Origin of the sequence: Pseudofulvimonas gallinarii, from assembly GCF_004343305.1 — a bacterium.
GTDB classification, from domain to species: domain Bacteria; phylum Pseudomonadota; class Gammaproteobacteria; order Xanthomonadales; family UBA2363; genus Pseudofulvimonas; species Pseudofulvimonas gallinarii.
On sequence record NZ_SMAF01000011.1, the window covers coordinates 25,807 to 51,211 of the forward strand.

The following is a 25,405-nucleotide window of genomic DNA, read 5'->3' on the forward strand; positions in this document are numbered from 1 at the left end:
CCTTTCCGTTCCAGTGGCGCGACCCCGGTCCCGCCCGTTCCCGATCCACCGAGGCCAGCCATGAACCGCCAGCATCGCAAACCGCTTCCCGGCACCCGGCTCGACTGGTTCGACGCGCGCGAAGCCGTCGAAGCGCTCCAGCCCGGCGCCTGGGCCGGTCTTCCGTACACCGCCCGCGTCCACGCCGAGAACATCGTCCGCAAGGCCGATCCGGCACACATCGCCGACTACCTCGGCCAGCTGGTGCATCGCCGGCGCGAGCTGGATTTCCCCTGGTTCCCCGCGCGCGTGGTCTGCCACGACATCCTTGGCCAGACCGCGCTGGTGGACCTGGCCGGCCTGCGCGACGCGATTGCCGAGCAGGGCGGCGATCCCGCCGCGGTCAATCCGGTCGTGCCGGTGCAGCTGATCGTCGACCATTCGCTGGCGGTGGAATGCGGCGGCTACGATGCGCAGGCCTTCGAGAAGAACCGCGCGATCGAGGACCGGCGCAACGAGGACCGTTTCCACTTCATCGACTGGACCAAGCGGGCGTTCCGCAACGTCGATGTCATCCCGCCGGGCAACGGCATCATGCACCAGATCAACCTGGAGAAGATGTCGCCGGTGGTCTATGTGCAGGACGGCGTCGCCTTCCCGGACACCTGCGTCGGCACCGATTCGCATACACCGCACGTCGATGCGCTCGGCGTCGTCGCCATCGGCGTCGGCGGCCTGGAAGCCGAGAACGTCATGCTCGGCCGCGCATCCTGGATGCGCCTGCCGGACATCGTCGCCGTCGAGTTGTCCGGGCGGCCACAACCGGGCATCACGGCGACCGACGTCGTGCTGGCGCTGACCGAGTTCCTGCGCAAGGAACGTGTCGTCGGCGCCTACCTGGAGTTCCGCGGCGAAGGCGCGGCGGCACTGACCATCGGTGACCGCGCGACGATCTCGAACATGGCGCCGGAATACGGTGCGACCGCGGCGATGTTCTTCATCGACGACAACACACTCGACTACCTGCGCCTGACCGGCCGCACGGACGAACAGGTCGCGCTGGTGGAAACCTACGCCAGGACCGCCGGCCTCTGGGCCGACGACCTGAAGAGCGCGCAGTACGAACGCACGCTGCACTTCGACCTGTCCACGGTCGTGCGCAACATGGCCGGCCCGTCGAATCCGCACCGCCGCCTGCCGGTGGACGAACTGGCGGGTCGCGGCATCGCCGACCCGGCCAAGCTTGAAGCCGGCAAGGCCGACGAGGCGCAGGGCCTGATGCCCGACGGCGCCGTGATCATCGCCGCGATCACCTCGTGCACGAACACGTCCAACCCGCGCAACGTGATCGCCGCTGGCCTGCTGGCGCGCAATGCCGTGGCGAAGGGACTGGTGCGCAAGCCCTGGGTGAAGTCGTCGCTGGCACCGGGCTCCAAGGCCGTGCAGCTGTACCTGGAAGAAGCCGGCCTGCTGCCGGACCTGGAAAAGCTCGGCTTCGGCATCGTCGCCTTCGCCTGCACCACCTGCAACGGCATGAGCGGTGCGCTCGACCCGGCGATCCAGCAGGAAATCATCGACCGCGACCTGTATGCCACCGCGGTGCTGTCCGGCAACCGCAACTTCGACGGCCGCATCCATCCGTATGCCAAGCAGGCCTTCCTGGCGTCGCCGCCGCTGGTCATCGCCTACGCGATCGCCGGCACGGTGCGCTTCGACATCGAGAAGGATGTGCTCGGCATCGACGCCGGCGGCAACGAAGTGCGACTGAAGGACATCTGGCCCAGCGACGAGGAAATCGACGCCGTGGTGCGCGCCAGCGTCAAGCCGGAGCAGTACCGCAAGGTGTACGAGCCGATGTTCAACATCCGGGTCGAACAGGGCGGGAAGGTCAGCCCGCTCTACGACTGGCGTCCGATGAGCACCTACATCCGCCGTCCGCCGTACTGGGAAGGTGCGCTGGCCGGAGAACGCACCCTGCGCGGCATGCGACCGCTCGCCGTGCTCGGCGACAACATCACCACCGACCACCTGTCGCCGTCGAACGCGATCCTGCGCAGCAGTGCCGCCGGCGAATACCTGGCGAAGATGGGCCTGCCGGAAGAGGACTTCAATTCCTACGCCACGCATCGCGGTGACCACCTGACCGCGCAGCGCGCCACCTTCGCCAATCCCAAGCTCATCAACGAGATGGCGGTGGTCGATGGCGAGGTGAAGCAGGGATCGCTCGCGCGCCTGGAGCCGGAAGGCACGGTCATGCGCATGTGGGAGGCGATCGAAACCTACATGGACCGCAAGCAGCCGCTCATCATCATTGCCGGTGCCGACTACGGCCAGGGCAGTTCACGCGATTGGGCCGCCAAGGGCGTGCGTCTTGCGGGTGTCGAGGCCATCGTCGCCGAAGGTTTCGAGCGCATCCATCGCACCAACCTCGTCGGCATGGGCGTGCTGCCGCTGGAGTTCAGGCCCGGCGAATCGCGCAAGACCTGGGGCATCGACGGCAGCGAGACCTTCGATGTCGTCGGCACGCCGGCGCCCCGGGCGACCTTGACGCTGGTGATCCATCGCCGCAACGGCGAGCGCGTCGAGGTGCCGGTGACCTGCCGCCTGGATTCCGACGAGGACGTGTCGATCTACCAGGCGGGTGGCGTGCTGCAGCGCTTCGCGCAGGACTTCCTGGCGTCACGCGCGGCCTGACGCCGCAGGGGCGGGACCGGCGCTGCTGTTCCCGCTGCCGCCTGTGGACGTGGAAGTCCCGGACTGGAAGGGCCGGAACTGGAAGGGCCGGAACTGGAAGGGCCGGAACTGGAAGGGCCGGAACTGGAAGGGCCGGAACTGGAAGGCCGGAACTGGAAGGCCGGAACAGCGTGATCCGCTGCTCCGGCCTTGTCATTGCACCGGGCTGGCCGGGCTGGTCCGACGCGTCGCGCGCCGGCCGTTGCTCAGTCCGCCGCAGCGCCCTGTGGGCGCTCCTCGCGCCCATCCGGGAACACGGCGAAGCGTTCGGCCGTCGTCCCGTGCGTCGGTGCGCCGTCGGCGAACGGCCACTGGCCGAAGCGCGTGCGCTGGAAGTCCTCGAACGCCTGCTGCAGTTGCTGCGGCGTGTTCATCACGAACGGCCCGTAATGCGCCACCGGCTCGCCGATCGGCCGCGCCTGCAGGAGCAGCAGCATCGTTTCGCCGTCGCCATCGTTCCGCACCGTCAGCGTCGCGTCGGACAGCACCTGCACGGTATGGCGGACCGGCAGCACCTCGCCATCCAGGCTGACCGCACCACTGCCCACGGTATGCAGCGAACGCGACAGTCCGGCAACCGCCGCCGGAATCGTCCAGCGGCTGCCGGCCGGAAGGCGCGCCAGCCAGACGGCGATATGCGCCTCGGGACGCGCCGCCCAGGAATCCGGCGGTGGAGCCAGCGGTTCGACATCGCCGAGCTTTCCGGCGATCACCTGCACGCGCACGCCTCCGTCCAGTTCGGCCACGGGAATCTTCTCGTTCCAGAACATGGTGAAGTGCGCCGGCGCCATCTTGCTGGCCGCCGGCAGGTTCAACCAGATCTGCATCAGGTTCAGCGTGTTCGGCCGGTCGGCGTGCAGCAGCGGGAACATCTCCGCGTGCATCACGCCGCGGCCGGTGGTCAGCCACTGCACGTCGCCCATGCCGTAGCGCGCCTTGCCGCCCAGCGAGTCGGCATGGTCCACGTAGCCTTCCGGCACGATGGTGATGGTTTCGAAACCACGGTGCGGATGCGCGGGGAAGCCGGGCACGCGATCGCCGTGATACATGTTCCAGCCCTCCTTGTCGGCGAAATCCGAACCGATCTGCCTGCCGGCCAGCGAGGCCTTCGGCGCCAGTGCGCCATCGCCCTCGGGATAGAGGTCGAGGTGGTGCGCCATGAACAGGAACGGGTCGGCGCCACGCCAAGGCGTGCTCAGCGGGCTGATCGACAGGATGGACGGATGGCTCATCGGGATCTCCGGTTGGGAATGCCTACAAGGTCGGGGGTGCAGACCTTCCGATCAAGGCCGCCAGTGGCACCGTTTCGGGAACACGGTGATCCAGTCCTGGCCCCGATGCCGGCCGCCGTGCCGGTCCGCGCGGCAGTCCCGCACCGCACTCGCTTCAGGGACACCGGCTGAACGTCCTGGCCGATCCTTCGCCTGCGCGCGGTGCGGCAATGGCATCATGCCAGCCATCCCGGCTGGCCAGCTGACGGATCGCGATCCGTCGGTTTCCCCTGCATCGTGACCCGATGCCGGGGTCGCAGCCAGCCCTTGTCCCGCAAGGATCCGGCCGATGTCCTCCGCCCACCGCTGCCTTCCGGCATTGCTCCTGCTGTCCGCCGCGTCCCTCTGCCACGCCGACGCGGCACTGGAGCGCGCGGTGTCGGCGTTGTGGTCGGCGATGTCGCACGAAGCCGGCACCGGCGCCGACACCGGGACGCTGCGCCGCCTGTTCCACGCCGAGGCGGTGGTTTTCGGCGCCCGCCACGATGGCAAGCCGCCGGTGCGGCGCAGCGCCGCGGCGGATTTCCTGCAGCGGCTGGAGCGCGTCGGCGAGCAGGGCTTCTTCGAATGCGAGATCCAGCGCGAGATCCACGCCAGCGGTCGCTTCGCCACCGTGTACAGCGTCGTCGAATCCCGTCGCGACCGTGGCGCGGCGGCGGAATTCACCGGCGTCAACAGCCTGCAGCTGTTCCGCGACGAAGACGGCTGGAAGGTGCTGTCGCTTTACTACTACGTCGATGCGCCCGACGTCGCCATCGCGTCCAGCGGCCGGAGCGGCCACTGCATTCCCTGAACATCGACCCGAACGATTCCCCTCCTATGCCGACAAACGCTGATTCGCCCAAGGCCACCCACTCCCGATTCGGCCTGGCCGCACTGCTGGCGGCGCTGGCGATGTTCGGTCCGTTCTCGATCGACACCATGTTCCCCGCCTTCCCGGCGATGGCCGGCGCGCTGGGCGTGTCCGACGTCGCCGTGCAGCAGACACTCAGCGTGTACCTGATCGCCTACGCGGCGATGGCGCTGTTCCACGGGCCGCTGTCCGATGCCTACGGACGTCGCCGGCTGATTCTCGTCGGCACGGCCGTCTTCACGCTGGCTTCGGTGGGTTGCGCGCTGGCGCCCGACCTGGGCTGGCTGCTCGTGTTCCGCGCCGTGCAGGGCATTTCCGCGGGCGTCGGCATCATCGTCGGGCGGGCGATCATCCGTGATCTCTACGACGGCCCGGACGCGCAGCGCCTGATGTCCACGGTGACGATGATCTTCGGTGTCGCGCCGGCCATCGCCCCGATCATCGGCGGCTGGGTGTTCGAATGGGCCGGCTGGCAGGCGGTGTTCTGGTTCCTGTGCGTGTTCGGCGTGCTGCTGTGGCTGGGCTGCCTGCTGTGGCTGCGCGAAACCCTTCCGGTTGCGCAGCGGCAGCCGATCTCGGTCGGCTCGCTATGGGGCGGCTATGCGGAGATGTTGCGCGATCCGATGTTCCGCCGGCTGTCGTGGTCGGCGGCGTTCAATTTCGGATCGCTGTTCCTGTTCATTTCCTCGGCGCCGATGTTCGTCTTCGAATTCCTCGGCATGGGCGCGCTGGATTTCGGCTGGTTCTTCGTGCCGACGATCTCCGGCATGATGGTCGGTGCCTGGCTGTCCGGACGCCTGGCCGGGCGCGTCAGCGCCGAGCGCTGCGTCGGCATGGCCTATGCGGCGATGCTGGTCGCCGGTGTCGCCAACATCGCCTACTGCAGCTCGTCGCTGCCGTTCGCCTTGCCGTGGGCGGTGTTGCCGATCGCCCTGACCGCGTTCGGCATCGCGATCGCCTTTCCGGCCATCACGCTGATGCTGCTGGACCGCTATCCCACCCACCGCGGTGCGGCGTCGTCGCTGCAGTCGTTCATCTCGCTCGTGTTCAATGCCGTCATCGCCGGCGCCGCGGCGCCGCTGCTGCATGGACATCCGCCGGTCTGGCTGGCGATTTCCGCCTTGACCCTGAGCGTGGCGGGCTACATCGCCTGGCAGATGCGCCCGCGTGCCGATGGTACGCCGTTGCCGCCCGTTGACAGCGACGTGCCGCTGCCCAATGAAGGCCAACAGTAGCGCCGCGGGAGCGGGTCGCACGTTCGACCGCCATCGGCCGATGTGAACCTCAAGGGTCGCGGCGCACCCGGTGCCGCAGGCGAAGGTGGCCGGGCTGTCGCTGCGGGGTGCGCGACCGGCGACCGCGTCGTTGCTGTCGGTGGCGGGCGTGCCCGGGCAGGGCATCGCAGAAAAGTCCGCCATTTCAACGTGTACCGGTTGCCGGAACGGATGGGATCCGCCTCCCGCCCTGATCGGAAGGCCGCGAAGGCATGACCTGGGTACGGAAACATCCCGTGCGCGTCTTTGTCGCGGCCCGCGGTGATGCGTAAAGGCAGCGCCGCCCGGTCGGGGATTGGCCGCTGCAAACGGTCACAGGGGAAATGTCCGTCCGCGTCGCTTTTCCTCGTCCGGGGGATGCGGCATAGTGCTGCGCTGCGATGCAGCATCTGCTGGGGGAACGCCATGGGTTGGGTGGCACACAAGTTCGGCGGATCGTCACTGGCGGATGCCGGGCGCATCCGGCAGGTGGCGACGGTACTTGGCGCCCGCGACGACGCGGCACAGGTCGTGGTCGTTTCCGCCATGGCGGGCGTGACCGACGCCCTCACGCGCCTGGTGACGGATGCGGCGGCCGGCGATGCCGACTGGCGCGTGCAGCTTGCCGGCCTGCGCGGTCGCCACGTCGAGGCGGCGACGACGTTGCTCGGCGAACACGCCGACCTGGGCTGGCTGGACAGCGTGTTCGCCGACCTGGCCGACCTGCTGCACGCACAGTCGCTGCTGGGTTCGCTGTCCCGCGAGGCGCTGGATTTCGTGCAGGGGCTCGGTGAGGTGCTCAGCGCCGGGCTGCTCACGCGGTACCTGCGGTCACAGGGTCGCGAAGCCGCGCGCCTGGATGCCCGCGACGTCCTGGTGGTCAGTGAAACCGAACTGGGTCGGGTCGTCGAGGACACACCCACTCGCGATCGGCTGGCCGCATGGCGCGCCGTACACGACGCGCGCTGCGTTGTCGTCACCGGTTTCGTCTGCCGCGCCGCCGACGGCCGCATCACCACGCTGGGCCGAAACGGCAGCGACTATTCCGGCGCCATCTTCGCCGACCTGTTCGATGCCACGGCGCTGCACATCTGGACCGATGTCGATGGCGTGCTGTCGGCCGATCCGCGCCTGGTACCCGAGGCGGTCCTGCTCGACCGCCTCAGCTACGACGAGGCCTGCGAGCTGGCCTACTTCGGCGCCAGGGTCATCCATCCGCAGACGCTGGCGCCGGCGATCCGCCGCGGCATGCCCATCGTCATCCGCAACACCTTCAATGCCGGCCATCCCGGCACGCGCATCGAAGCGGAGAGCAGCGCCCAGCCGCCGGTGAAGGGCCTGACCACGATCGGCGACCTGGCCATCGTCAACCTGGAAGGGGCCGGCATGATCGGCGTGCCCGGTACCGCCGAGCGCGTCTTCGGCGCGCTGCACGATGCCGGCGTATCGGTGGTGATGATCTCGCAGGGCAGTTCGGAGCATTCGATCTGTTCGGTCGTGCGCGCCGCCCAGGCCGGTCGTGCGGTGGCGGCGCTGCAGCACGCTTTTGCCGCCGAGCTCGCCGCCGGCAGCATCCACGCGGTGACGTCGACGCCGGATATCGCGGTGCTCGCCGTCGTCGGCGACGGCATGGCCGGCACGCCCGGTATCGCCGCGCAGGTGTTCAACTCGCTGGCGCGCGCGCAGGTCAACATCCGTGCCATCGCCCAGGGCGCGTCCGAACGCAACATTTCCATCGCGGTGGCCGCTGGCGATGCCTCGCGCGCCCTGCGCGCCGTGCACGCGGCCTTCTTCCTGTCGCCGCAGACGGTATCGGTGGGCATAGTCGGGCCGGGCAATGTCGGCCGCGTGTTCCTGCAGCAGCTGGCGGCGCGGGGTGAGGAACTGCGCCGTCGCGCCAACCTCGACCTTCGCGTCCGTGCGATCGCCAACAGCCGCGTGCAGTGCCTGCATGAAAGCGGCATCGACCCGGCCGCCTGGCCGGAGACGCTGGCGGCGGCAACGGCGCCGCTGGAGCTCGATGCCTTCGCCGACCACGTACGCGCGCCGCACCTGCCGCATGCGCTGATCGTCGACCTCAGCGCCAGCAGCGAGATCGCCGGGCACTATGCCGGCTGGCTGGCGCGCGGGATCCACGTCGTCACGCCGAACAAGCAGGCCGGTTCCGGCGACTGGAGCCGGTACCAGGCCATCCGCGCCGCGCAGGCCGAAGGGCGCAGCCTGTTCCGGTACGAAGCGACCGTCGGCGCCGGCCTGCCGGTGATCTCGACGCTGCGCGACCTGCTCGATACCGGCGACGACATCCTGTCCATCGAGGGCATCCTGTCCGGCACGCTGGCCTGGCTGTTCAACCGCTTCGACGGCAGCGTGCCGTTCTCGGCGCTGGTGCGGGAGGCGCGCGAGCTGGGCTATACCGAGCCGGACCCGCGCGACGACCTCTCGGGCATGGACGTGGCGCGCAAGCTCACCATCCTCGCCCGCGAAGCCGGCTGGTCCTTGCGCCTTGAAGACGTGGAGGTCGAATCGCTGGTGCCGGAAGCGCTGCGTGGTGTCCCGCGTGAAGATTTCCTCGCACGCCTGCACGAGCTCGACGAGGCGCTGGCGACGCGCCTGGCCGGGGCCCGCGACCGCGGCTGCATCCTGCGCCACGTCGCGCACCTGGACGCCGAGGGCAGGGCGCGCGTCGGCATCGCGGAGCTGCCTGCGGACCATGCCTTCGCCCATCTTGCGCTGACCGACAACATCATCCAGTTCCGCAGCCGACGCTACTGCGACAACCCGCTGATCGTGCGCGGCCCGGGCGCCGGACCGGATGTCACCGCCGCCGGTGTGTTCGCCGACGTGCTGCGTGTCGCCGCGGCGCTGGGAGCGCAGCTGTGAGCGGCGCCGTGCGTGCCGAAGCGACGGCGCCGGCATCGGTCGGCAACGTCGGCGTCGGATTCGACCTGCTCGGCCACAGCATCGCCGGGCCCGCGGACCGCGTGATCGCCTTCCGCGCCGGCGCGCCCGGCGTTCGCATCCGCGCCATCGACGGTGCCGACATGCCCTTGCCGTTGGCGGCTGCCGAGAACACCGCCGGGCGCGCCGTGCAATCGCTGCTCGATGCGCAGGCGCCGCAACTGGGCGTCGAGCTGCACATCGTCAAGGGCATTCCGCTCAGCGCCGGCATGGGCGGTTCGGCCGCGTCGGCCGTGGCGGCGCTGGTTGCGGCCAATGCACTGCTGCCGCAGCCGCTGTCCGTCGAGCAGCTCTACACCTATGCGCTCGATGGCGAAGCGGTGGCGTCGGGCGCGCGCCATGGCGACAACCTCGGCCCGCAGTTGCTTGGGGGCCTGGTGCTGACCACGCCGACGCGGCTGATCGCCTTGCCGGTACCGGAAGGCCTGTGGTGCGCACTGGTGCATCCGCACCAGCGTCTGGAAACGCGTCGTTCCCGCGAGGTGCTGCGCGAACCCTACGCGCTGGGACAGATCGTGCAGCAGACCGAAGCACTGGCGCTGTTCCTCACCGGCTGCCAGCGTGGTGATGTCGAGCTGGTCGCCACCGGCCTGCGTGACGTGCTGGTCGAGCCGCGTCGGGCACCGCTGATCCCCGGATTCGCTGCCGTGAAGCAGGCGGCGCTGGCGGCGGATGCGCTGGGCGCGAGCATCAGTGGTGCCGGTCCCAGTGTGTTCGCCTGGTTCGACAACGAACCCTCGGCACGACGCGGCGCGCAGGCGATGACCGCCGCCTTCGCCGGCGCCGGCCAAAGCGCCGATGCCTGGGTGTCGCCCGTCAATGGACCGGCCGCGACGCTGGTCGCGGTGGAATGAGGACGACGGCATGGCCGTGAGCTACGTCAGCACGCGTGGCGGCTCTCCAGCGGTAGGCCTGTCCGCGGCGATCGCCGCCGGGCTGGCAGCCGATGGCGGCCTGTACGTGCCGGCGCATTTCCTGCGCGCGCCGCTGGATGCCCTCGCCGGCGCCGGCGATCTGGCGGACACGGCTTCGGCGCTGCTGTCGCCGTTCTTCTCCGGTGACCCCCTCGCTGCAGACCTGCCCGCCATCGCTCGCGCCGCGCTGGATTTCCCGGTGCCGTTGCGTGCGCTGCGGGGCGATGACAGCGCCTGGCTGCTGGAACTGTTCCATGGTCCCACGGCCGCTTTCAAGGATGTCGGCGCGCGCTTTCTGGCCGAAGTCCTTGCGCGGCTGCCCGATGCGGCGCCATTGCGCACCGTGCTGGTGGCGACGTCCGGTGACACCGGCGCCGCCGTTGCCGCGGCCTTCCATCGACGCCCGGGCTTCCGCGTCGTGATCCTCTATCCGGATGGCCGGGTGTCGCCGCGGCAGGCGCACCAGCTCGGTGCCTTCGGCGACAACGTGCTTGCCCTGCGTGTCCAGGGCAGTTTCGACGACTGCCAGGCGCTGGTGAAGCAGGCCTTTTCCGACGTCGGGCTGCGTGCACGGGCGCCGCTGCTGTCGGCCAACAGCATCAGCCTGGGCCGCTTCCTGCCGCAGATGGGCTACTACACGCTGGCCGCCTTCGCGCAGCAGCGCGCCGGCGGGCCGCCGCTGAACTTCATCGTGCCGACCGGCAACCTCGGCAACGCCTGCGCGGCCCTGATGGCGAAGTCGATGGGCGTGCCGATCGGCACCGTGGCACTGGCCTGCAATGCCAATCGCACGCTGCCGGATTTCCTCGCCGGCGCCGACTACACCCCGCGCGCCAGCGTCGCCACCCTGGCCAATGCCATGGACGTCGGCGCACCCAGCAACATCGAGCGCCTGCGCTGGCTGTATCCCGATGCCGTGGCGCTGCGTGCGGCGGTGCCGGCGGCAAGCTTCGACGATGCGCAGATCCGCGGACAGATCGTGCGCGCGGAACGTGAGCACGGCGTTGCCGTCTGCCCGCACACCGCCTGTGGCCTGGCGATGCTGGCCCGGCTGCGCGAACGCGGTGACACGCGGCCGTGGGCCATCGCCGCCACCGCCCACCCGGCCAAGTTCGACAGCATCGTCGAGCCGCTGCTGCAACGTGCTGTGCCGGTTCCCCCTGCGCTGGCGTCATTGCTTGAACGTCCGGCGCAGGCCGATCCCCTAGCCGCCGACTACCCGCCGCTGCGTCGCATGTTGCTTCATCCGGGTCGCGAGCTGACCGAAAGGTTCGGTTGACATGTTTGTTGTGTAAAGTTACAAATATAAATCAACTAGTTGCTTGGAGGAGGGTCTTGCTATGATTTTCGTTAAAGTTCTTTCAGTCTTGTTCAGTTTGGCGCTGCTCTGCGGTAATGCCCATGGGGGTCAGGAAGAATACTTTTCCCTTGAATTGGAATTGAAGGTGAACAGTCAAGTCGTTGCCACCCCATCGCTGACGGTAAGGGCGGATACCCCCGCACGCGTGATGGTGGAGGACCAGTCTGGCATTTGGAGCGGAGCGATGTTCTCAGTCCGTGTCAAGCCGAGTGCGGAAAAAGGGGATCAGGTCGCGGTGCTGACGGAACTGGTAATCCACGAGAAGCGGGGCGATGATTGGATTCTCGCAGCAGAAGCGACGATTCAGTCTATTCCTACATACTTTAATGAAGAGCCGGCGGTCGTAACGGTACCGGCCGCCGGTGCGTCACGATTGGCCGGTTCGATGCTCACTATTGCTCTGGTGGTGCAGCCCATAAATCCCGATGGGTCTTCGCGGATCAGTGTGGGTCCAAACGGACGTTTTGGGGTAGCGCTGGCAGGAAGCTGGCGATGACCTTGAGCTTGAGGTAGTCCTCGTCGCGATAGCCGTAGGCGCTGCGCTGGATGACGCGGATCTTGTTGTTCAGCCCTTCCACCAGGCCAAGGCTGACCTTGTTGCCGGGTGTGCAGTAGGCGGCGATGCCGTCCCAGTGCCGCTCGATCATTCGCGCGAACTTCTGGTACGGCGCGAGCCGCTGCCAGCGCAGGCTCTGCTTCCAGTGCTCGAAGAACGCCCGTGCGCCACGCTCGGTGCGATAGCTCCATAACTGGCCGAAGGATTCCTTGAGCAGGTAAGCCGTGCTCAGGCGCTTGTTGGCCGCCAACAGCTTCTTGAGTGCTTTACGCCCATCCAGGCTGAGGTTCTCGCGGTTGGATAGCAGGGTGTAGCGCTGGCCCTTGATGTAGCTGCGGTCCTGGCCCTGCAGACGCTTGTACTCGTCCCGTCGCACCTGGTCGAGCGCCTCGGACAGGTGGCGCATGATGTGGAACTTGTCGAACACGATGGCAGCATTGGGCGCGTTCTTGCCGACCGAGGTACGGAATGGGCGCCATATGTCCATCACCGCCAGCTCGATGCGAGCGCTCTTTTTCGGCCCAAGATCGGCGAAAAACTGGTCAATGTCCGCTTCCGTGCGGCCACTGCCGCCGAACCAGATCGGCCGCCCGCGCTCCAGGTCGCTGACCACGACGCGGTAGTCGTTGCCCTTGTGGATGGCGATCTCGTCGATGCCGATCGCCCGCGGCGCCGGCTTCCAGTGATGGATCGACTTCCAGTTCTTCGATGCCTCACGGTGGGCGTTACACTGCCCCCCCATGATCCGACTAACCGACTTCGCGCTGCGGCGCGGCGGGCGGCTGTTGCTGTCCGAAGTGAGCCTGACCCTGCATCCTGGCTGGCGCGTGGGCGTGATCGGCCGGAACGGCTGCGGCAAGTCCAGCCTGTTCGCGGCGCTGCTGGGCCATCTCGACGGCGACAGCGGCAGCATCGACCGGCCGCGCGGCCAGCGCGTCGCCACCGTCGCCCAGGAAACGCCGGCACTGCCGGATGCGGCCATCGACTACGTCATCGGTGGCGATGCCGAACTGTCCGCGGCGCTGGTCGCCGAAGCCGCCGCGCAGGCCGCCGACGACCACGAAGCGGCGGCGCGTGCGCACCATCGCATCGAGGAGCTCGACGGCTATGACGCCCGCGCGCGCGCCGGACGGCTGCTGCACGGCCTGGGCTTTACCGCGGAAACGCATGACACGCCCGTGCGTGAATTCTCCGGCGGCTGGCGCGTGCGCCTGAACCTGGCACGGGCGCTGATGGCGCCCTCGGACCTGCTGCTGCTCGACGAACCGACCAACCACCTCGACCTCGACGCCGTCGTCTGGCTGGAAGACTGGCTGCGCCGCTACGAAGGCACGCTGCTGGTGATCTCGCACGACCGCGAGTTCCTCGATGGCGTCGCCACGCACATCGTCCACCTGCATGAAGGGCGCGCGCGCCTGTACACCGGCGACTACACCAGCTTCGAGCGCCAGCGCGCCGAACAGTTGCGCCAGCAGCAGATCGCCCACGAGAAGGAGCAGGTCGAGCGCGCACACCTGCAGTCATTCATTGACCGCTTCAAGGCCAAGGCCAGCAAGGCGAAGCAGGCGCAGTCACGCATGAAGCGCCTGGAAAAGCTCGCCGGCACGGAAGCCGTCCGCGCCGAAAGCCCGTTCCGTTTCAGCTTCGCACCGCCGCAGCGGCTGCCGTCGCCACTGTTGCGGCTGGATGATCTTTCCGCCGGCTACAGTGCCGACAGCTCGCTTCGCCAGCATGATCCGGATGTGCCGGCGGCGCAGGCCGGCCAGGCGAAGACCGTGCTGACCGGCGTGAAGTTCTCGCTGGAGCCCGGCGAGCGCGTCGCGCTGCTGGGCCCGAACGGCGCCGGCAAGTCGACGCTGGTGAAGACGCTGGTCGGCGACCTGCCGCCGCTGGCCGGCGAGCGCCTGGCGCACAAGGACCTGCGCATCGGCTACTTCGCCCAGCACACGGTGGAATCGTTGCGCGAAGGCGCCACGCCCATGGACCACCTGCGCGACATCGCGCCCGGCGTCGCCGAACAGGTGTTGCGCAATTACCTGGGCAGCTGGAATTTCGCCGGCGAGCGTGCGTTCGAAAACGTCGACACCTTCTCCGGCGGCGAGCGCGCGCGCGTCGCGCTGGCGCTGATCGCCTGGCACAAACCGAACGTGCTGCTGCTCGACGAACCCACCAACCACCTCGACCTGGACATGCGCGAGGCGCTCGCCGAGGCGCTGGCCGACTTCGGCGGCGCGCTGGTGCTGGTTGCGCATGATCGCCACCTGATTGGCCTGGTCTGCGACACCTTCTGGCGGGTGGCCGAGGGTTCGGTCAGCGAATTCAACGGCGACCTTGACGACTATGCGCGCTGGCTGCGTGGCCGCGACAGCGATACGGGTGGCGCCGGCAAGGGCGCGGGTGCGGAAGACGACGACGCGCGTGAATCAGCCAAGGAGCGCCGTCGCGCCGCCGCCGAACAGCGTGCGCGCGAAAAACCCGTTCGCGACCGCCTGAAGAAGATCGAGACCCGGCTGGCGACGATCGAAAGCGACCGCGCCACGCTGGAAACGCAGCTCGCCGATCCCGAGCTGTACAGCAGTCGCAGCGACGATTTCGCGGCGCTGCTGCAACGACAGCGTGCGCTGGTGACCGAGCAGGAAACGCTCGAGGAAGAATGGCTGAACCTGCAGTCATGACGCGGGCCGTCGTGAAAGCGGCGAACGGATCCGGAGCCGCTACGCTGGCCGGCATGAAGCAGCCGTGAACATCGTTGCGATGAGCCGCAACACCCGGGCATCGTCAGTGCCAGCCGCAGGGCAAGCCGCCAGCATGTTGCGCGTTGTTCTTGCAGCGCTGTTGATCGGCGCGGCGGAGGCGCACGCCGCAAACACCGTGCGCCTGCCGGACTGGGTCTGCGCGCATGCCGATGCCCTGTTCGTCGATGGATTTTCCGGTGCTGCGGCCGTCGTCCGGCAATCCTCCGGAGGCGCCGGCGGTGCCGCTCCTGGCGCACAGTCGCGCACGGTGAACGTGCCCGGCTACGGCTCGCATACCTACTACCTGTATGTCCCGACGCGGCATGCGTCGATCCGGCCGATGCCGGTGCTGCTGGCGCTGCATGGCGCTGCCGGATCCGCGTCGATGGCACAGCTGGCGGCGCAATGGCTGCGCGACGACTGGATCACCGCGGCGGAGGCAGGCGGTTTCCTCGTTGTCGCACCGGCCGCGACCGGCAGCAGCGGCGGCTGGGTCGTACCACCACCATCACCCAGCGACTACAGCATTTTCGAGGCGGCGCTGGCCGACGCCGAAGCCGCTTATGACATCGACCGCTCGCGGCGCATCGGCTGGGGTTTTTCCGCGGGCGCGCATGTCATGCATGACCTCGGCTTCAACCACTACAGTGCGACCCTTCATATCGACACGCTGGCGGCGTTCGCCGTCGGCGCCGGCACCATGTCGGCACTGGCCTGTGGCCCGGAACCGGATTGCACGGCCATGGTGTCGTCGGCGTCGCGGAAGATTCCCGTGAGCATCCACATCGGCGACAGTGATCCGGTGCAGCCGTATGCGGCAGCGGACCGGGGACGTCTGCTGGCGCAGGGTTGGGTGGAAGGCGACACGCTGTTCTACACGCCGTTTGCAGGCGGCCACGAATACCACTACTCGCATCTTGCGCAGGTGTGGTCGGACCTCTGCCGGTTCCAGGTCCTGCCCTGAGCGCCTGGCCGGCGTGAGCCGGATTGCACGATTCCTGCGCCTACTGGATCGAGATGACAGACGGATGCCCCGCTGTCCCGAACCGGTCCAGGAGATCCTGATGAACATGCTTTGCTCTATTGCCCGCGCGAGTGCCACATCCGCACTTGTCGCGATGGTGCTGGCCGTCGGCCTGGTGATGCCGACGCAGGCCTCGGCGCCTGTATCGCCGGGGAGGACGTCGGCAGCACCGGGCCACCCGCCGAAGCCGGAAGGATTGTCGTGGTCGGGCGTGGCCGATCAGGGCGGTACGAGGAGTGGCGCACAGGGGCGGATCACCGTATCGACGGCCGGCGAACAGGAGCCGGCGTCCAGTCCGCCGACCGCCCGCTACGACCGCGATGATGAAGAATCCCGCGAGATCGACGGGCTGCCTCGCCTTGAGATCCGCCTGCAGCAGGCGCGCTTCGATCCGCTGGTCGATGGCGTGACGGTGCTGCCGGCACTGGCGCAGCCGAGCCGAGGCGGCGACGGGACGACGTATCGCATCGTCCAGTTCAAGGGGCCGTTGCGCGAGGCGTGGCGCGATGCGCTCGTCCGCCAGGGCGCGACCATCCTCGAGTACGTCCCCGACTTCGCGCTGCTGGTGCGCGTCGATGCGACGCGTTCGACGCAGCTGGACGATGTCGAAGGCGTGCGCTGGACCGGTCCATTCGTGCCGGCTTTCCGGCTTGCCAGCGAGCTGGTCGACGATGCGTTGGCGCCGCGCTCGGGTCATCGCATCGATCTGGTCGTGCGCGGATTCGCCGGCGAGGACGATGCATCGCTGCGGGTAGCGCTGCGCGCTGCGGGTGCCGAGGTGGGCGATCATGCAGTCGATGCGGGCGGAGGCGCCATCGTCCGCGCCACGGCACCGGCATCGTCGCTGATCGAGCTGGCATCGCTGCACGCGGTCGCCTGGATCGAACCTGTCCAGGTATTCACCTACAGCAACGCTGTCGCGCGCAGCAACCAGCTGACGGCCAAGGAGCATGTCGAACAGAGCTACGGCCTGTTCGGCGCCGGTCAGGCCGTGGCGGTGGTCGACAGTGGCCTGAGCAGCGGCAATCCGGCGACGGTGCATGCCGATTTCAGCGGTCGCGTGCTAGGCGGTACCTCGGGACCCGGCAGTTGCGGACATTGGGCCGACACCAACGGCCACGGCACCCATGTCGCCGGTTCGGTCCTGGGCAGTGGCGCACGCAGCGGCAGCAGTCCGGCCGCCAACCAGTACGCCGGCTCGCAGGCCGGCATCGCGCCGAAGGCAGGACTGCTGGTCTGGGCCACCTGCGATGACTTCAGCGGCCTGCCAGTCAATCCCTACGAGGCGCTGTGGTCGCCGATCTACGCGTTCAATACGGCGGTGCGCACCAGCAACAATTCCTGGGGCACTGCTGGCTCGGCCGGCGCCTACACGACGTTCACCCGTGAAACCGACCGCTTCGTCAGCGACTACTTCGACATGGCCATCGTCTTTGCGGCCGGCAACGATGGCAACGACCAGGATGTCGATGGCGTGTCCGACATGGGCACGGTGATGGCACCTTCGACCGCAAAGAACGTGATCACCGTCGGCGCATCGGAGAACCTGCGCGCCAGCGGCGGCTACAACCCGGGCGGACCATGCGCGAGCTACGGCGAGTGCTGGCCGAACAAGTTCATGCTGCCGCCGCTGGCCGGCGACCGTCTGTCCAACCACCCGGATGGCATGGTGGCGTTCTCCGGCCGTGGTCCGACGCGCAGTGGCCGCCTCAAGCCCGATATCGTCGCGCCGGGGACCAATATCGTGTCGGCACAGTCGGAAATGACGGCCAATACCGGTTGGGGCGTCTTCAATCCCTACTACCAGTTCCAGGGCGGTACCAGCATGGCCTCGCCGCTGGTCGCCGGCGGCGTGGCCGTGGTGCGCGAATTCTTCCAGGTCGGCTACAACCACAGTGCCACCGCGGCGCTGGTCAAGGCCACGCTGCTCAACGGTGCCTGGGACATGTCGCCGGGCCAGTATGGTGCCGGCGCGCAGCAGGATGTCTGGCGCCGGCCGGACGTCCACCAGGGCTGGGGCACGATGGATCTGTCGCGCACGCTGGTCGGCAGCCCGACGCGCGCCCACACCTTCTGGGAGGTCTACCCCGGCCTGCAGACCGGCCAGCAGTGGCAGTCCGAGGTCTTTGTGGCGGCTGCCGGCAGCGAGCTGCGCGTGCAGCTGGTGTGGATCGACAAACCCGGCATGGAAGCCACGCACGGCGCCCTGGTGAACGACCTGGATCTGGAAGTCGTCGCGCCGGACGGCAGCGTCCACTACGGTTTCGCCGGCCTGGTCGGCCAGCAGCGGGACCGCTATAACAATGCCGAGGGCGTGCGCCTGGCCGCCGCGGCGGCGGGGCGCCATGTGGTCCGCGTGCGCGGCTTCAACGTGCCGATGGGGCCGCAGCCGTTCTCGATGGCAGTGAACGGCCATCTTGCCAATGACGTGATTTTCCGCAACGGCTTCGATCCGGGCTGAGCATCACGCCGGGGCCGACGCCGGCTGCACGCCGCGGCCGGCTCGCCCTTCAGGGCTGAATGCGTCCTCGGCGACGGTGGACGCCGCGTCTCGCAGGTTGAGACGCGGCGTTACCATGATCGCTTCGACATGAACGCACTTCCCGACTTCGACGACCTCGCCGGTTTCCATCCGGCGGTGGCGCGCTGGTTCCGCCGCGCCTTTCCGCAGGGCGCGACGACAACGCAGGCGCAGGCCTGGGCGCAGGCGCGCACCGGTGCCGACGTGCTCGTGTCGGCGCCGACCGGTTCGGGCAAGACCCTGTCCGCCTTCCTGGTCGCGCTGGACGAACTGGTCACGCGCGGTGAACGCGCGCCATTGCCCGACACGGTGCAGGTGCTCTACGTGTCGCCGCTGAAGGCGTTGTCCAACGACATCGAGAAGAACCTGCAGGCACCGCTGAACGGCATTCGCGACGCGCTGTTCGAACTGGGTTGCGCGGATGTCGGCATCCGCACCGCGGTGCGCACCGGTGATACCAGCGCGAGCGAGCGCGCCCTGATGCGCCGGCTGCCACCGCATGTGCTGGTCACCACGCCGGAGTCGCTGTTCATCCTGCTCACCAGCACGTCCGGCCGCGCCATGCTTGGCGACGTGCGTACCGTGATCGTCGATGAACTGCACGCGCTGGCCGGCAGCAAGCGCGGTGCGCACCTGATGCTGTCGCTGGAACGGCTGGCCGCGCTGGGAACGAGGCGGCCGGCGCGCATCGGCCTGTCGGCGACCGTCACGCCCATCGCCGAAGTGGCCGATTACCTGCGTGGTGCGCCGGCCCACGAAGTCGATTGCCATATCGTCAATGCCGGCCATCGCCGCGACCGCGACCTTGCCCTGGAAATGCCCGGCTCGGCGCTGGATGCGGTGATGAGCGCGGAGGTCTGGACGGAAATCTACGACCGCCTCGCCGCACTGGCGCAGGCGCATCGCACCACCCTGATCTTCGTCAACCAGCGCCGCATCGCCGAACGCGTGGCCCGGCACCTGGCCGAGCGCCTGGGTGACGAGCATGTCACCGCGCATCACGGATCGCTGGCCAGGGAACACCGCCTGCAGGCCGAGCAGCGCCTGAAGGCCGGGCAGTTGAAGGCGCTGGTCGCGACCTCGTCGCTGGAACTGGGCATCGACATCGGTGATGTCGACCTGGTCTGCCAGCTTGGCTCGCCGCGCTGGATCTCGGCTTTCCTGCAGCGCGTCGGGCGTGCCGGCCACGCCGTCGGCGCCGTGTCCAAGGGCCGGCTGTTCCCGCTCACCATGGACGACCTGGTCGAGTCGGTGGCGCTGCTCGACGCCGTGCAGCGCGGCGAGCTGGACCGCAACCGCGACATCGGCGCGCCGCTGGACGTGCTCAGCCAGCAGGCCCTTGCCGAGGTCGGTTGTGGCGAATGGGACGAGGACGCGCTGTTCGACCTGGTACGGCGGGCGTGGCCATACCGGAACCTGCAGCGCGCGCAGTTCGACGCCGTGGTCGCGATGCTCGCCGAGGGCTACACGACGCGCCGCGGTCGCCGCGGTGCCTATCTGCACCACGACGCCGTCAATCGCCGACTGCGGCCGCGTCGCGGCGCCGCGCTGACCGCGGTCACCAATGCCGGCGTGATTCCCGACCAGTTCGACAGCGACGTGATCCTGCTGCCGGAAGGCCAGCGCATCGGCTCGCTCAACGAGGACTTCGCCTTCGAAAGCCTGCCGGGCGACATCTTCCAGCTCGGCAATACCGCCTATCGCATCACCAAGGTCGAGACCGGGAAGGTGCTGGTCGAGGATGCCCATGGGCAGCCGCCGACGCTGCCGTTCTGGCTTGGCGAGGCGCTGGGTCGCAGCGACGAACTCTCGCAGGCGGTGTCGCGCCTGTTCGCCGACATGGAGGCGCGCCTGCGCGAGGGCGACGAGCGCGATCCCGAAGTGGCCGGCGTGCCGGCGACCGCGTGGCAGCAGTTGCGCGCGTTCCTCGGCGCGGCGCTGGGTGCGCTGGGCGTACTGCCGACGCGCGGGACGGTGGTGTTCGAGCGCTTCTTCGACGAAGTGGGCGACGCCCACCTGGTCATCCATTCGCCGTTCGGTTCACGCATCAACAAGGCCTGGGGGCTGGCGCTGCGCAAGCGCTTCTGCCGCACGTTCAACTTCGAGCTGCAGGCGTCGGCGCTGGAGGACAGCATCATCCTGTCGCTGGGGCCGACGCACAGCTTCCCGCTTGACGAGGTGTCGCGATACCTGCACCCGTCCAGTGCGCGCGACGTGCTGGTGCAGGCGCTGCTCGACGTGCCGATGTTCCCGACGCGCTTCCGCTGGGTGGCTTCGGTGGCGCTGGCGATCCGGCGCATGAACGGCGGACGCCGGGTGCCGCCGCAGTTCCAGCGCAGCGACGCCGAGGACCTGCTGACCGTGGTGTTCCCCGACCAGGTGGCGTGCCTGGAGAACCTCAGTGGGCCGCGCGAAGTGCCCGACCATCCGCTGGTCGCGCAGTCGTTGCACGACTGCCTGCATGACACCATGGACGTCGATGGTTTCCTTCGCCTGGTCGAAGGGTTGTCGACGGGGGCGATCCGGGTTGTGTGCGCGGATCTCACCGCACCGTCGCCGCTGGCGGGCGCCATCCTCAACGCGCGGCCCTACGCCTTCCTCGATGACGGCGAGGCCGAGGAGCGGCGCACGCGTGCCGTCAGCCAGCCGCGGCTGCATGAAATCGGCAATGGCGAAGTGCTGGCGCGCCTGGACCCGGCGGCGACCGCGCAGGTGCGCGACGAGGCCTGGCCCGTGGTGCGGGATGCCGATGAGCTCCACGACGCGCTGATGGTGCATGGCTTCCTCACCGCGGAGGAAGTGCGTCGCCTGGGCGAACAGTGGCGCGACGTGCTGCTGGCAGCCGGACGCGCGGTACTGGCCAGCGGCAACCACGCGCAATGCCTGGTCGCCACCGAGCGCAGCGCCGCCTTTGCCGCCGCCGTGCCGGCGATGGCGCTGGCCTTGCCGCCGTTCGCCGCCACGCAGCTGGTCGAAGCGCCCGATGCGGCGCTGCTGGAACTGGTCCGCGGCCGCCTCGAACTGCTCGGTCCAACCACCGCCGCGGAACTGGCGGGGACGCTTGAACTGCCGCTGCCGCCCGTGGAAGCCGCGCTGGCACGTCTGGAAGGCGAGGGCGGCGCGATGCGCGGTCGTTTCGATCCCGCCATCGACGGCGAGCAGTGGTGCGACCGCCGCCTGCTGGCGCGCATCCATCGCCTGTGTCGCCAGCAGCGCCGCGCCCGTGTGCAGGCGGTGCCGCCAGCGCAGTTCATGCGCTTCCTGCTGCACTGGCATGGCCTCGACCACGCCGGTGGCGTCGAGCAACGGCGCCAGGGCGAAGGCGGCCTGCTGGCGGTGATCGGTCAGCTCGAAGGATGGGTCGCGCCGGCTGTCGCCTGGGAGCGGGACCTGTTGCCGGCGCGCCTGCGCGACTACCAGCCGGCGCTGCTGGATCGCCTGTGCAGCAGCGGCCAGGTCGCCTGGTGGCGGCCGGTGAACGGCGAGGCGTCACGCGCCGGTCGCGGCGCATCGCCGATCCGCAGCACGCCGATCATGCTGGCCTCGCGGGGTGGCCTGCCGCAGTGGCGCGCGCAGGCCGGTATCGGGAACGCCCCGATGCCGGAGATGTCCGGCAAGGCACGGCGCGTCGCCGATGTGCTGCGCAGCCATGGCGCACTGTTCCTCGATGACCTGCAGCACGCCTGCGGCCTGATCGCGACGGAACTCGAGGCCGCGCTGGCGGAACTGGTGGCAGGCGGCTGCGTGGCCTGCGACAGCTTCGCCGGGCTGCGCACGCTGGTCGCGCCTGCTGCCGTGCGCGACCGGCTGCACCGCCGCGGTCGTGCACTCGATGTCGGCCAGGCCGGGCGCTGGGCGCTGGTTCCACCGCCGCGGCCTGCGCCGGCGATGTCGGCCGGGGGGCTGGCCGATCCAGCCGTCGAGCACATCGCGCGCGTGCTGCTGCGTCGCTACGGCGTCGTCTTCCGTGCGTTGCTGGCGCGTGAAAGCTGCCTGCCGCCGTGGCGTGAACTCCATTACGTCTACCGGCGCATGGAGGCACGCGAGGAAGTGCAGGGCGGCCGCTTCGTCGACGGTTTCGCCGGCGAGCAGTTCGCGCTGCCCGAGGCCGCGGCCGCGCTGCGCCAGGCCAGTGCCGAAGCCGGTCAGCTGGCGCTCAGCGCCGCCGATCCGCTCAACCTGCTCGGCATCCTGGTCGGCGGATCGAAACTGCCCGCCACGGCCCGCAACCGCATCCTGCTCGCCGACGGCATCCCGGTCGCCGCACTGTCCGGCAGCCAGGTCCGGCCGCTGCAGGCCGCCGATCCCGCCACCACCTGGTCCTGGCACAACGCGCTGCTCCGGCGCACCGCCTGAGTGGAGACGGCGCGCCGGGTCATGGCGGCCGGCCGCCGCTGGGAATCGGGACTCACCTGATCCGGACGCCCGGGCTTGCTGCAAGTCGCCGCGGCTTGTACTAGAATGCCGCGTTCCGTTGCGCCCCGGGCGCTTCAATCCACCCCAGAGTTCCGATCATGGTCAAGATCCGTCTTTCCCGCGGTGGCGCCAAGGCGCGTCCGTTCTACCACATCGTCGTTACCGACCAGCGCAGCGCCCGTGACGGCCGCAACATCGAGCGCGTCGGTTTCTACAACCCGATCGCCGCCGGTCAGGAGCGTCCGCTGGAAGTGAACCTGGCCCGTGTCGACCACTGGGTCGGCGTCGGCGCGCAGATGACCGACAAGGTGCGCGACCTGGTCAAGCGGGCCCGCAAGCAGACTGCCGCCGCGGCCTGAGGCCGTCCGGCACGTTTACCGCCATGGATCGCCGCGACCGTCGCGTACTGCTCGGTCGCGTGGCCGGTGTCCACGGCGTCCGCGGTGGCCTGAAGGTTGAGTCCTTCACCGAGCCGCGCGGGCAGATTCTCGATTACCAGCCCTGGACCCTGCGCCACGCCGGCGCGGAAACGGTCCGGCGCGCGCGTGCGCTGGTGCGCGAGCCGCGGCTGGCGGTGCAGCTGGACGGCGTTGAGGACCGCGATGCGGCTTCGGCGCTGATCGGTGCGGAAATCTGGGTCCGTCGCGACCAGCTGCCGACGCCACCCGCCGGCGAGTACTACTGGGTCGATCTGGAGGGGCTGGCCGTGGTCAACCTCGAAGGCATCGACCTGGGCGTGGTGGACCACCTGTTCGCCACCGGCGCCAACGACGTCCTGGTCGTGCGCGGCGGCGACTGCGAACGCCTGATTCCCTTCGTGCAGGGCAGCCACGTCCGCGAGATCGACCTGGCCGGCGGTCGCATGACCGTCGACTGGGATGCCGATTTCTGATGCGCATCGACGTCGTCAGCCTGTTTCCCGAATTCATCGACAGCGCCAGCAGTTTCGGCGTCGTCGGCCGTGCCCGCGACCGCGGGCTGCTGCAGGTGGCCGGGTGGAATCCGCGCGACCACACCAGCGACCGCCACCGCACCGTCGATGACCGCCCCTACGGCGGCGGGCCGGGCATGGTGATGCTGATCGAGCCCCTGCGCGCGGCGATCTCGGCGGCGCGCGCGGCCGCGCCCGGCGTGGCGCGGGTGGTCCACCTCAGCCCGCAGGGGCGGCGGCTGGACCAGGCCGGCGTCGAGCGGCTGGCGCGCGAACCGCGGCTGATCCTGCTCTGCGGCCGCTACGAGGCCATCGACGAACGCCTGCTGCAGGCCGAGGTGGACGAGGAGTTGTCGGTCGGCGACTACGTGCTGTCCGGTGGCGAGTTGCCGGCGTGCATCCTGATCGACGCGATCGGCCGGCTGCTGGACGGTGCGCTGGGCGACGCCGATTCGGCGCGCCAGGATTCGTTCGGCGACGGGCTGCTCGACTGCGGGCACTGGACCCGGCCGGAGCGCCACGAGCTGGGCGACGTGCCGGCGCCGCTGCTTTGTGGCGACCACGCCGCCATCGCGCGCTGGCGACGGCAACAGTCGCTGGGCCGGACCTGGCTGCGCCGGCCCGACCTGCTGGCCCATGTCGAGCTGGGGCGCGAGGATCGCGCGCTGCTGGCGCAGTTCATCGACACCTACCGGTCGCGCGCCTGACCGGCATTGCCGGGTCGCCACGGGGCAGGGAATGCCGCAGGTGCGGGCTCCCGGCGCCGCTTGCATCGAGTTCCGTGGAATGCGGCCTTGTGCGGCCCCGAAGGGTCTGGCATAATTCCGCGTCTTTAGTCGTCCAAACCGTTTCTGGTGACCGCCATGAACCTGATCCAGCAATTCGAAGCCGAGCAGATGGCGCGCCAACTGCCGGAGTTTTCCCCCGGCGACACCATCGTCGTCAACGTCAAGGTGAAGGAAGGCAACCGCGAGCGTGTCCAGGCCTATGAGGGCGTGGTCATTGCCAAGCGCAACCGTGGCCTGAATTCCGCTTTCACCGTGCGCAAGATGTCGCACGGCACCGGCGTCGAGCGCGTGTTCCAGAGCCACAGCCCGGCGATCGACTCGGTCGAGATCAAGCGTCGCGGCAAGGTGCGTGGCGCCAAGCTGTACTTCCTGCGTGGTCTGGAAGGCAAGGCTGCCCGTATCCAGGAAGACCTGGCTGCTGCCGCCAAGGATGCCGCCAAGCGCGATGCCGCCAAGAAGGAAGCGCGCAAGGCCAAGGCCGACTGAGGCGGGTTTCCCGGCTCGCAGGCATGAAGAAGGCCGCCCTCGGGCGGCCTTCCTGCTTTGCGGCTCCCGGCCCGCTCAGGCCAGCAGCGAGCGCAGCATCCAGGCGGTCTTCTCGTGCGCCTGCATGCGCTGGGTCGCCAGGTCGGCGGTAGGCTGGTCGTCGGCGTCGTCGGCGGTACGGAAGGCCTCGCGGGCGGTACGCGCCGCCGCTTCGTGGCCGTCCACCAGCTGGCGGACCATCTCCTCCCAGCCCGGGACGCCGGTCTCCTCGCGGATCGACGACAGCTGCGCGAATTGCGCGCCCGAACCCGGCGCGAACACGCCCAGGGCGCGGATGCGCTCGGCGATCTCGTCGTTGGCGAGCCACAGCTCGTTGTACTGCGTCTCGAACATCACGTGCAGCGAGTTGAACATCGGTCCGGTGATGTTCCAGTGGAAGGCGTGGGTCTTGAGGTACAGCGTGTAGTTGTCGGCAAGCAGGGCAGCCAGGCGGCTGGCGATTTCCTTGCGCTTGCGCTCGGGAATGCCGATGTCGATCCTGGGTTCCGCGCTGGCGGCTGCCGTTTTCTTCGTCTTCGACTTGCTCGATGCCATGATGCACTCCTCAATCTGTGGGCGTTGATGAGA

The 25,405-nt window shown here is 69.0% G+C and carries 18 protein-coding genes; 15 read left to right on the forward strand and 3 right to left on the reverse strand.

Annotated elements, in window-relative coordinates:
* Positions 1–60 precede the first annotated feature (60 nt).
* Positions 61–2,673, forward strand: coding sequence for a Fe/S-dependent 2-methylisocitrate dehydratase AcnD (acnD, locus tag EDC25_RS08785; RefSeq protein WP_123521523.1), 2,613 nt, complete (start codon positions 61–63; stop codon positions 2,671–2,673).
* Positions 2,674–2,918: 245 nt separating this feature from the next.
* Here the strand turns inward: acnD and EDC25_RS08795 are convergent, their stop codons facing one another.
* Positions 2,919–3,944, reverse strand: a complete 1,026-nt coding sequence (locus tag EDC25_RS08795; protein ID WP_123521522.1) for a pirin family protein — start codon at positions 3,942–3,944, stop codon at positions 2,919–2,921.
* A gap of 328 nt (positions 3,945–4,272) precedes the next feature.
* On the opposite strand from EDC25_RS08795, the gene EDC25_RS14710 reads away from it, so the two are divergent.
* The 6 genes from EDC25_RS14710 (at position 4,273) to EDC25_RS08820 (ending at position 11,817) form a co-directional block, all read left to right on the forward strand.
* Positions 4,273–4,776, forward strand: coding sequence for a hypothetical protein (locus EDC25_RS14710; RefSeq protein ID WP_164483977.1), 504 nt, complete (start codon positions 4,273–4,275; stop codon positions 4,774–4,776).
* A 26-nt stretch (positions 4,777–4,802) separates the two neighbouring features.
* Complete coding sequence (locus EDC25_RS08800; RefSeq protein WP_164483976.1) at positions 4,803–6,071, forward strand: multidrug effflux MFS transporter; 1,269 nt, start codon at positions 4,803–4,805, stop codon at positions 6,069–6,071.
* 444 nt (positions 6,072–6,515) lie between these two features.
* Entirely contained in the window at positions 6,516–8,969 is a 2,454-nt protein-coding gene (gene thrA / locus EDC25_RS08805; protein ID WP_123521520.1) for a bifunctional aspartate kinase/homoserine dehydrogenase I, read from the forward strand.
* Positions 8,966–9,901: a homoserine kinase gene (locus tag EDC25_RS08810; protein WP_240639626.1), complete on the forward strand. Its 936-nt coding sequence runs from the start codon at positions 8,966–8,968 to the stop codon at positions 9,899–9,901. The genes thrA and EDC25_RS08810 overlap by 4 nt, the downstream gene beginning before the upstream one ends.
* A 10-nt stretch (positions 9,902–9,911) precedes the next feature.
* Positions 9,912–11,240, forward strand: a complete 1,329-nt coding sequence (gene thrC / locus EDC25_RS08815) for a threonine synthase (RefSeq protein ID WP_205984916.1) — start codon at positions 9,912–9,914, stop codon at positions 11,238–11,240.
* Positions 11,241–11,301: 61 nt separating this feature from the next.
* Positions 11,302–11,817 carry a hypothetical protein gene (locus EDC25_RS08820; RefSeq protein ID WP_132577424.1) on the forward strand — a complete coding sequence of 172 codons (516 nt, stop codon included), beginning with the start codon at positions 11,302–11,304 and terminating at the stop codon, positions 11,815–11,817.
* On the opposite strand, the gene EDC25_RS08825 is transcribed toward EDC25_RS08820, so the two are convergent.
* On the reverse strand, positions 11,762–12,619 hold the full coding sequence (locus tag EDC25_RS08825) for an ISL3 family transposase (RefSeq protein WP_132577425.1): 858 nt from the start codon (positions 12,617–12,619) through the stop codon (positions 11,762–11,764). The genes EDC25_RS08820 and EDC25_RS08825 overlap by 56 nt on opposite strands.
* On the opposite strand from EDC25_RS08825, the gene EDC25_RS08830 reads away from it, so the two are divergent.
* The 8 genes from EDC25_RS08830 (at position 12,618) to rplS (ending at position 24,778) form a co-directional block, all read left to right on the forward strand.
* Positions 12,618–14,552, forward strand: a complete 1,935-nt coding sequence (locus EDC25_RS08830; RefSeq protein WP_123522936.1) for an ABC-F family ATP-binding cassette domain-containing protein — start codon at positions 12,618–12,620, stop codon at positions 14,550–14,552. The two genes, EDC25_RS08825 and EDC25_RS08830, sit on opposite strands and share 2 nt — an antisense overlap.
* 133 nt (positions 14,553–14,685) lie before the next feature.
* Positions 14,686–15,576 carry an alpha/beta hydrolase family protein gene (locus EDC25_RS14715; RefSeq protein ID WP_164484169.1) on the forward strand — a complete coding sequence of 297 codons (891 nt, stop codon included), beginning with the start codon at positions 14,686–14,688 and terminating at the stop codon, positions 15,574–15,576.
* A gap of 100 nt (positions 15,577–15,676) precedes the next feature.
* A complete protein-coding gene (locus EDC25_RS08835; protein ID WP_164484170.1) occupies positions 15,677–18,097 on the forward strand; it encodes a S8 family serine peptidase in 2,421 nt (806 codons plus the stop codon).
* A 129-nt stretch (positions 18,098–18,226) separates the two neighbouring features.
* A complete protein-coding gene (locus EDC25_RS08840) occupies positions 18,227–22,513 on the forward strand; it encodes a DEAD/DEAH box helicase (protein ID WP_123522938.1) in 4,287 nt (1,428 codons plus the stop codon).
* A 158-nt stretch (positions 22,514–22,671) separates the two neighbouring features.
* The gene (rpsP, locus tag EDC25_RS08845) at positions 22,672–22,932 is read left to right on the forward strand and encodes a 30S ribosomal protein S16 (RefSeq protein ID WP_123522939.1); all 261 of its coding nucleotides are present in this window, start codon (positions 22,672–22,674) and stop codon (positions 22,930–22,932) included.
* Positions 22,933–22,955: 23 nt separating this feature from the next.
* Positions 22,956–23,465, forward strand: coding sequence for a ribosome maturation factor RimM (gene rimM / locus EDC25_RS08850; protein WP_123522940.1), 510 nt, complete (start codon positions 22,956–22,958; stop codon positions 23,463–23,465).
* Positions 23,465–24,211 (forward strand): tRNA (guanosine(37)-N1)-methyltransferase TrmD, encoded by a 747-nt coding sequence (trmD, locus tag EDC25_RS08855; RefSeq protein ID WP_123522941.1) that lies wholly within the window; start codon positions 23,465–23,467, stop codon positions 24,209–24,211. The genes rimM and trmD overlap by 1 nt, the downstream gene beginning before the upstream one ends.
* Positions 24,212–24,367: 156 nt before the next feature.
* A complete protein-coding gene (rplS, locus tag EDC25_RS08860) occupies positions 24,368–24,778 on the forward strand; it encodes a 50S ribosomal protein L19 (protein ID WP_123522957.1) in 411 nt (136 codons plus the stop codon).
* 75 nt (positions 24,779–24,853) lie between these two features.
* Here the strand turns inward: rplS and EDC25_RS08865 are convergent, their stop codons facing one another.
* Entirely contained in the window at positions 24,854–25,372 is a 519-nt protein-coding gene (locus EDC25_RS08865; RefSeq protein WP_123522942.1) for a Dps family protein, read from the reverse strand.
* Between the last annotated feature and the right edge of the window lie 33 nt (positions 25,373–25,405).